The 6,126-nt window shown below is 71.4% G+C and carries 7 protein-coding genes; 1 reads left to right on the top strand and 6 read right to left on the bottom strand.

Features of this window, described 5'->3' with window-relative positions; all coding sequences use genetic code 11:
* Nucleotides 1-111: 111 nt before the first annotated feature.
* From ACIBEJ_RS51290 to ACIBEJ_RS51280, 3 genes are all read right to left on the bottom strand, one after another.
* Nucleotides 112-606, bottom strand: a complete 495-nt coding sequence (locus tag ACIBEJ_RS51290) for a flavin reductase family protein (protein ID WP_397190351.1) — start codon at nucleotides 604-606, stop codon at nucleotides 112-114.
* Entirely contained in the window at nucleotides 603-1,832 is a 1,230-nt protein-coding gene (locus tag ACIBEJ_RS51285; RefSeq protein ID WP_397190350.1) for a styrene monooxygenase/indole monooxygenase family protein, read from the bottom strand. The genes ACIBEJ_RS51290 and ACIBEJ_RS51285 overlap by 4 nt, the downstream gene beginning before the upstream one ends.
* Nucleotides 1,833-1,936: 104 nt before the next feature.
* A complete protein-coding gene (locus ACIBEJ_RS51280; RefSeq protein WP_397190349.1) occupies nucleotides 1,937-2,911 on the bottom strand; it encodes an AraC family transcriptional regulator in 975 nt (324 codons plus the stop codon).
* Between the two features lie 261 nt (nucleotides 2,912-3,172).
* On the opposite strand from ACIBEJ_RS51280, the gene ACIBEJ_RS51275 reads away from it, so the two are divergent.
* Nucleotides 3,173-3,781, top strand: coding sequence for a hypothetical protein (locus tag ACIBEJ_RS51275; RefSeq protein ID WP_397190348.1), 609 nt, complete (start codon nucleotides 3,173-3,175; stop codon nucleotides 3,779-3,781).
* Between the two features lie 60 nt (nucleotides 3,782-3,841).
* On the opposite strand, the gene ACIBEJ_RS51270 is transcribed toward ACIBEJ_RS51275, so the two are convergent.
* The 3 genes from ACIBEJ_RS51270 to ACIBEJ_RS51260 all read right to left on the bottom strand — a co-directional run bounded on the left by ACIBEJ_RS51270 (nucleotide 3,842) and on the right by ACIBEJ_RS51260 (nucleotide 6,050).
* Nucleotides 3,842-3,931: an SHOCT domain-containing protein gene (locus ACIBEJ_RS51270; protein WP_397190354.1), complete on the bottom strand. Its 90-nt coding sequence runs from the start codon at nucleotides 3,929-3,931 to the stop codon at nucleotides 3,842-3,844.
* A gap of 229 nt (nucleotides 3,932-4,160) precedes the next feature.
* Nucleotides 4,161-5,072 carry an SMP-30/gluconolactonase/LRE family protein gene (locus tag ACIBEJ_RS51265; protein WP_397190347.1) on the bottom strand — a complete coding sequence of 304 codons (912 nt, stop codon included), beginning with the start codon at nucleotides 5,070-5,072 and terminating at the stop codon, nucleotides 4,161-4,163.
* 15 nt (nucleotides 5,073-5,087) lie between these two features.
* Nucleotides 5,088-6,050: an NADPH:quinone oxidoreductase family protein gene (locus ACIBEJ_RS51260; RefSeq protein WP_397190346.1), complete on the bottom strand. Its 963-nt coding sequence runs from the start codon at nucleotides 6,048-6,050 to the stop codon at nucleotides 5,088-5,090.
* Nucleotides 6,051-6,126: the final 76 nt, after the last annotated feature.

The raw sequence follows: 6,126 nt of genomic DNA, 5'->3' as shown, positions 1-6,126 counted from the left end.
GGGAGTAGGCGCTTTCCCTGTCCACCGGCCAGTACCACGGCCAGCACTCTGCACGAGGTCATGAGAAAGACGCTATCTGCGCCTTTCACAGCTCCATTGCAAGAAGGTTCGTCATACCACCAAAGAATCGTTATGCCGCGCATGAGCATAGAGTTCGCGGTACCGCCCGGAGTGGAAGACCAGCGGCTCGCCCGCCGTCCGCTCGTAGTGCTCGACCTGGCCGACGAAGATCCGGTGGTCGCCGCCGTCATAGGTCCGCACCGTACGGCAGGCGAACCCGGCCAACGCCCCCGCCAGCACCGGCAGCCCCGAGGGCGTCGGCAGCAGCGCCACCCCGTCGAACTTGTCCCGTGCGGGGGTCGAGAACCGCCGGGACAGGTCGTCCTGCCCGGCGGCGAGCACGTTGACGGCGAAGCGGCCCGCCCGCAGGAACACCCGCGCACTGGGCGCGCGGTCGGCCAGGCACCACAGCACCAGCGGCGGGTCGAGCGAGACCGAGGTGAAGGAGTTGACGGTGACGCCCGCGCGCTCCCCCTCCGGAGTGACGGTCGTGATCACCGCCACTCCGGTCGCGAACTGGCCCAGCGCCTCGCGGAGCGCTCTCATGCGGCGGCCCGCCGTACGTCGTCGAGGTAGGCGCGGGCCTTGGCCGGGTCCATGAACCACTCGGCGTAGTCGGCCGGGTCGTCGAAGCCGTTGACGAACCGGGCGGCGACCTCGGGCAGCGTTCCGGCGGCGCCCAGGATCTCCAGCACGTGCGGCGGCGGGGGCGCGAGCAGCGCGTTGGTCCAGGCGGTGGCGTGGCCGGCCTGGGACCAGTACCGCTCGAAGGCGTCGGTCATCCATTCGGGGGTGAAGGGCCGCTCGCCGTGGGCGAGGATCGCCTCCAGGTAGGCGGCCGCGCACTTGGCGGCGTTGTTGGCGCCCTGGCCGGTGATCGGGTCGTTGAGCACGAGAACGTCGGCGACCCCGAGGACGGCGGCGCCCGAGGGCAGCACGGCGACCGGCCTGCGCACCGTAGGGCTGAAGCGCCCGGTCAGCACGCCCTTCGCGTCGGTCAGCTCCACGCCGGAGGCCCGCTCGGCCTCCCACGGCAGGAACGTCTCCAGGATCCGCCGGCTCATGGCCAGGTGCTCGGCCGGGGTGCGTACCTCTCCCCAGCAGTCCATGGGCCCGCCGGGCACGCCCTCGAACACCATGATCTCGCAGGGCCCGCTCAACGTCAGCGCAGGGAAGACGAAGTACTCCCCCACGCCCGGCACCAGGTTGAAGCAGACCGCGGAGTGCTCCGGCCGCGGCCGCAGTCCGTGCACGTAGGTGAGGGCCAGGGCGCGCTGCGGGCTGTCGTACGGCGAGCGCGCCGCGTCCCTCCCGAACAGGGAGCCCAGCCGGCCCTTGCCGGTGGCGACCAGGACCAGGTCGTGCCGGGCGGCGTACTCCTCCAGGTCGGCGGGGGTGGCCTCGTGCACCACCACCTTGCCGCCGAGCCGGTCCACCTCCTCCAGCCAGGCGGGCATCTTCAGCCGCTGGTCGACCGAGCGCGCCGGGGTGTCCAGCCGGGCCGCCCAGTCGATCGCCCTGCCGCCGTCGGGGCCGGGCACGCTGAGGTGGATGCCCTCGATCGGCGGGCAGTCCGGCCAGCCGTCCAGGCCGATCGCCCGCTCGCAGGCCAGCGCGGTGCCGAACATGGCCTGGCTGGACGTGACGCCGCCGGACCGCATCTCCTCGGGGGTACGACCGGTCACCACCGTGACCTCGTAGCCGTTCTTCAGCAGGCCGAGCGCCAGGTGTAACCCGGACTGCCCGGCGCCGACGATCAGGACGCTGCGCATGAGAACCTCCTCGTTGAACTGGGAACACTGCGAAGGTACGATCACGCCCCGCCCCGCGGCCATCCGCTGAGCGCGGATCCCGTCCACCTGCCGCAGACCTCGGCTCAGCCGTGGCGCAGCGTGTGGGAGGGCGCCTGGCCGTACGCGCGGCGGTAGGCGGCGGCGAAGCGGCCCTGGTGCAGGAATCCCCAGCGTGCGGCCACTCCGGTCACCGTGCAGCGGGCCGGGTCGCCGGCGCGCAGTTCCTCGTGCACCCGCGCCAGCCGGACGTTGCGCAGCACGGCCATCGGGCTCAGTCCCAGGTGGGCGCGGAAGCCCTCCTGCAGCGAACGGTCGCTGACGGCCACCGAACGGGCGATGTCCTGGGTGGTCAGCGGCAGGTGGGCGTGGGACTCGATGAACTCCACCGCCTGCCGTACCACCTTGGGGAGCGCGGGCGGGCGCGGCGCGCTCAAGCGGTCGAGATAGTTGGACGGCTGGCGGGTCAGCAGCAAGGTGAGCAGGGCGTCCTCCAGGTGCGCGACCGCCAGGGGCTGCGCGAGCAGCCCGTCGTCGTGCGCGGACTCGCGCACGATCAGGTCGGCCATCGCCCGCCACGACCGCGCCCAGCCCGTGGTGAGGTCCAGGCCGAGGTCGAAGACGATCGGCCGGTCCAGCGGGTCGCCGAGCAGCCGTTCCATCGCCCGTTCCACCATCGGGCGGTCGAACTTGACGATGAGCTGCGGGCAGCCCGCCCCCCAGCGCATGTCGAGATGGCGCGTCGGCGAGGGCAGCGAGGCCATGGCCCGGGTCGAGACGACCTCCTGCTCGCCGCACCTGATCAGGCTGCTGCCCGCCAGCGGGATCTGGACCAGGTAGAAGGAGTCCAGGTCGCCCGGCTCGATGCGGACGTCCGCGCCGTAGTCGAGGTAGCTCAGCCGTAGCCGGCCGACCTGGACGGAGTTGAAACGGGCCGACAGCGGCTCAGGACCACCGGCCACGTCCAGCCGATGCGGACAGAAGATCCGCCCCACCTGCTCGCGGACCTCGTCCAGGTCCCGGCTCGCGAACAGCGGGCGATTGCTCAGCAGCTCTCCCACCGGCCAGATGATCGGCCCCCGCGCCCCGCCGTACCAGGTAAAAGGACGCACATCCGCGCGCGGTCAGTCCTCCGGCTCGGCGAGCGCCTTCCTGGGGAGCAGGAACATCAGGCCGACCACCCAGAAGCCGACCACCCACAGGCTGATCTTCCAGAGGCCGACCACCCACAGGCCGACCACCCACAGGCTGATCTTCCAGAGGTTGACCTTCCAGGGGCTGACCGGATGAACCGGTGTGGGGGCGTGGGACGTTGTCAGGGCATGATGCTGCGACTGCTCGTGGTCACCGCCCTCGCGGCGGCCATGCTGGTGAGCACGACCACCGCCGCCTGCGCCTGTACGTGCGCGGAGTTGACCCCGGCGGAGGCCGTGAAGCACGCGGCGGCGGTGTTCACCGGCACGGTGGTGTCGGTCAAGACCGTCAAGGGCCCGCCCAACGCCCAGAAGGTGTACACCTTCCGCACCGACCACGCCTACAAGGGCACAGCCGCCACCGAGTACCAGGTCGGCGCGGACACCGACAGCCCCGCGTGCGGGTACGTGTTCGAGCAGGGCACGCGCTACCTCGTGTTCGCCGGATCGGACGGGCGCATCCCCGGTGTGAACCTGTCCACGACCCTGTGCTCGGGCAACATCCCGATCCGCGCGGGCAAGGACCCTGTGCAGGCCGGCGACGAACGCCAGGCCACGCACGAGACCATCGCCGGCCGGGTGACCGAGGCCCACGTCACCGCCCTGGGCACCCCGAGGACGCCCGGCGAAGCCGTACCGGCTGAGGCGACGAGCGTCTACTGGCGCTGGGTCGCCACCGTCGCGGTCCTCACCACCACCGCCCTCACCATCTACGCCCGCCACAACCCGTCCGAGTAGACGACCGCCCCTCACCGGCGAGCAACCGCCACCCCGGAGACCCCCCATCCGGCGTGAGGCCTACATCCGGGACAGCAGTTCGGCCTTCTTGGCCTGGAACTCCTCGGGAGACAGCAGCCCGGCGTCGCGGAGTTCGCCTAGTTTGGCGATCAGGTCGGTGATCTCGGCGGCAATGTGGCGGGAACCGAGGGGTTTCGGTCCTCCCCGTCGAACGTCGCGGCGCCGTCCCAGGCCTTGAAGCTACGCGGCACCGGCGGCGCGGCGACCAGAAAGCGCTCAGCCACATCCGCGATCGCAAGGAATCAGTCTCGAATCCCCACACGCCCCAGGGACTCCTCAGCACGTCCTCCACGCCCCACAGGCTAATGCGCCACGGCCGTCATCGCGGCTCGGGCCGCGGGATCGCGATCGCACGGTACGGCGTACGCGGCGTCGGCTCAGTGGAGAAGCGCGCATTGGGCAGGTACAGCCGGGACCGGAAGGCGGCGACGGTCGCCGGAACATCGAAGCGCCGGTCGCTCACCCGGCGGACAACGCGCCCCTCGGTCCCCGACGCGTTGAGCGGGAGAACGGCCACGGCGTTGAGCCGGTTCTGCACCGCGAACAACGTCCGGCCGCGCAGCAACATGCCGTCACCCTCCCGGAGGGACTCGCCGTGCAAGTTCACGCGCCGGCTGGCTCCGGACCAGCCGACCCGGAACAACCGGCCGGTATTGGATTGCACGACGAGCAGGCCCCTGCCGTCCGGAGCGGGAGTGATGCCGTTGGCGTTGAAACCGGCGCGGTACTTCAGGTCGCCGGTGAGCCGGATCCGCTCCACCTTGGCGGGCAGCCGGTCACCGCGCAGCGGCAGCTTGTAGAGCACCGGGTTGGTGGAGTCGGTGAACCAGGCCGCCCCGTTGATGATGGCGACGTCGTTGACGAACGCCTTGCCGCTGGTCAGCCGGTAGGAGGCCAGGACCCGGCCGGTGCGCGAGTCGAGGACCCGCGCGTCGCCGCCGGTGCCACCCGCGACGAACAACCGGCCGTGCCTGTCGATGGTCATGCCGAGCGACGGCGTGCCGGGGCCGCGGCTGAAGACCTTTCCACGTCCGGTACGCAGGTCCGCCCGGTAGATGGAACCGTCGGCCATCGAGCTGACGAAGGCGAACGGGCCGGAGCCGATGGCGATGCCCTCGGGACGGAAGCCGTCCGGCAGGGAGATCGAGGTCGGGTACTCCGCCGTCGCCGTGGCGGGTTCGGTCGTGAGGGTGGCCAGGGTGAGGGCGATCGTGCCCAGGGTTTTGAGCATTGTCCGAGGTTCTCCTTAGGCGCTGAGGTCGATGGCGAGCTTGCCGCCTGCCGTACCCTCGGCTATGGATGCGAGGGCGGCCGGGAGAGCGGCGAGCGGGTGGCGGAACGGCGTGCGCGGCGACACCGAGCCCTCGCGGTACCAGGTCAGGCACCGTTCCAGGGCCGCGACGGCGGTGGCGATGTCGTGGGCGGCGTATCCGGCGAGGTCTTCGCCGATGACGGCGATGTTCCTGACGAGCACGTCGAGGAGGCTGACCTCCGGGATCGAGCCTCCCGCGAAACCGGCGGTGACGAGCCGTCCTTCCCAGGCCAGGGCGTTGAGCAGGTGTGTGGTGAGTGGGCCGCCGACCAGGTCCAGGGCCAGGTCGGCACCACGACCGGCGGTCAGCTCGGCCATCGATCGGGCGAGGTCGGTGGGTGGCAGGATGTGGTCGGCGGCGTCCTGTGGCAGCGTGCCGGAGCGGTCGACGGCGACGGTCCGCGCGCCCGCAGCGCGGGCGACCTGCAGCGCGGCCCGCCCGACGTTGCCGGTGGCGCCGGTGATCACGACTGTCTCGCCCCTGGTCAAGCGGCCTCTGTGGAGCAGTGAGAGGTACGCGGTGGCGTAGGCGACGGGGAAGCAGGCGGCGGTCAGGTCGTCCATGGCAGGGGGGACGGGCAGCACGTGGGCGGCGTCCACGACCAGCCGGTCGGTGTAGGCGCCCCAGCTCACCAGGGCCATGACCCGCTGGCCGGGGGCCGTCCCGGCGACGTCGGGCGCCACCTCGGTGACGGTTCCGGACAGCTCGAAGCCGGGTACGAGCGGGTCCGGCGCGGGCAGTTGGAAGTCTCCGGAGAGCTGGACGAGTTCGGCGAAGTTCAGCCCGATGGCGGCGACGTCCACGCGGACCTGTCCCGGGCCCAGCGCGGGGTCGGGCAGGTCGAGGGGATGAAGCCGCTCGGGGCCGCCGTGCTTTCTGGCGGCGAGCACGCGCATGGAGGCTCCTCGGTTCGGGGTCGGGGATGACGACCACGCTAGGGAACCGATAGGAACCGTTGGGTACCTTACGCAC

It is taken from the genome of Nonomuraea sp. NPDC050790 (genome assembly GCF_044456745.1).
Lineage (GTDB): Bacteria > Actinomycetota > Actinomycetes > Streptosporangiales > Streptosporangiaceae > Nonomuraea.
This window is presented reverse-complemented; position numbering and strand designations above follow the sequence as displayed.

What these genes read in the sequence shown, in the direction of transcription:
- ACIBEJ_RS51275 (WP_397190348.1), top strand. Translation starts at nt 3,173, where the DNA reads ATGATGCTGCGACTGCTCGTGGTCACCGCCCTCGCGGCGGCCATGCTG.
- ACIBEJ_RS51265 (WP_397190347.1), bottom strand. Translation starts at nt 5,072, where the DNA reads ATGCTCAAAACCCTGGGCACGATCGCCCTCACCCTGGCCACCCTCACG.
- ACIBEJ_RS51260 (WP_397190346.1), bottom strand. Translation starts at nt 6,050, where the DNA reads ATGCGCGTGCTCGCCGCCAGAAAGCACGGCGGCCCCGAGCGGCTTCAT.
- ACIBEJ_RS51290 (WP_397190351.1), bottom strand. Translation starts at nt 606, where the DNA reads ATGAGAGCGCTCCGCGAGGCGCTGGGCCAGTTCGCGACCGGAGTGGCG.
- ACIBEJ_RS51285 (WP_397190350.1), bottom strand. Translation starts at nt 1,832, where the DNA reads ATGCGCAGCGTCCTGATCGTCGGCGCCGGGCAGTCCGGGTTACACCTG.